Origin of the sequence: Marinobacter sp. C1S70 (assembly GCF_000475355.1) — a bacterium.
GTDB classification, from domain to species: Bacteria; Pseudomonadota; Gammaproteobacteria; order Pseudomonadales; family Oleiphilaceae; genus Marinobacter; species Marinobacter nauticus.
In genome coordinates this window covers 1-1,319 of the sequence record NZ_AXBW01000099.1, presented here as the reverse complement: position 1 = coordinate 1,319, position 1,319 = coordinate 1, and the positions used below count along the sequence as shown (strand labels likewise).

General features: G+C 56.0%; 1 protein-coding gene. It reads right to left on the bottom strand.

All coding sequences use genetic code 11. The features are described 5' to 3' along the window. Positions 1-31: 31 nt before the first annotated feature. Positions 32-1,239 (bottom strand): IS3-like element ISMaq2 family transposase gene (locus Q669_RS19005; protein WP_152525078.1). Its coding sequence is split into 2 segments (ribosomal slippage): positions 32-912 and positions 912-1,239, totalling 1,209 coding nucleotides; the frame shifts between segments, so codons are not numbered across the junction. Between the last annotated feature and the right edge of the window lie 80 nt (positions 1,240-1,319).

The window sequence follows — 1,319 nt, the reverse complement described above, 5'->3', positions numbered from 1 at the left end:
TGTAGTTGCCCCCGCTAAACCGGACACCACCTTATTCGTTTGATGCCAGTTCCGCCCGGTACTCCCAGGGCGATTTCATTTTCAGCCCCTTGTGCGGGTGGCTGCGGTTATAGTCCTCGATCCATTCCGGCAACCTGGCCATTACCGTGGCGGCATCAGGAAGATCGTTCAGGTACACATAGTCCCGCTTGAACGTCTTCACGAAGGCCTCAGCCATGCCGTTGCTCTGAGGGCTTCTCACCGGTGTAGTACACACTACAAACCCCAGAGAGGACGCGAAGGCTCGCGTTTCTTTGGCAATGTAGCAACTGCCATTGTCCGTCAGCCATTCCAGCGGATGAGGCACTCGCTCTGACTGGCCGAACCGGTATTCCAAGCTTTCCAGCAGCAGGTCCTGAACCATCTCACCGGTGATGCCACCAGTAGTCGCTACATAGCGCATCAGCTCGCGATCACAGCAGTCCAGGCTGAAGGCTACACGGACAACCTCCTTGTTCCAGCAGCGGATCTCAAAGCCATCCGAGCACCAGCGAAGGTCCGGCTTCAACGTAATAACCTGGCCGTTGTGGCAGCGCTCTTGAGGTCGCCCTGTATACCGGGGTAACAGCAGCCCATCCTGCTTCATCAGTCGGTACACGCGCTTGTGGTTTACTCGCTCATCATTGGCTGCGAGCAACCGATTCAGTCGAGCCGTGATCCTTCGATAGCCATTGGCAGCACGGGCCTCGCACAGCTCACGGATAAACGGCAAATGCCGGTCATCGTCCTGTTTTCTGTATCTCGGGCTTCGGCCTTTCTGGCGACCATGAAGACGATCCAGAAGATTGGAGCGCGATACCTTCAGCACTTCCGCAACCCGCTTCAGAGGGTATCGTCCGGTGGCAGCAACGGCATGCGCGAGATCAACTTTTTTGACTGAGCCACCTCCAGGGCTTCCCGGAGTATTTCAGCTTCCATCGTCTTGCGGCCCAACATCCGCTCCAGCTCCCGAACCTTCTTGTTCAGGGCTTTCACCTCGGATGCGCTTACAACCTCATCACCGGATTCAATCGCGGACATGCCACCGTCTTTCATCAGCTTCTTCCAACGGAACAACAGACTTGCTGATATACCATGACGCCGGGCTACAAGCGATACCGACATGCCTGGCTGCTCACACTCTGCAACCATGAATGCTTTCTCCTGCGCGGAATACCGGCGACGGCGCTGCACTCCGGTTATGACTTCGATTCTCTCCACCTTGGACACTCCTTTGCACTAGGTCTATGCCTAGGCCTTTGCTTCTACCAAGGTGTCCGGTTTAAATGGGGGCTACTACA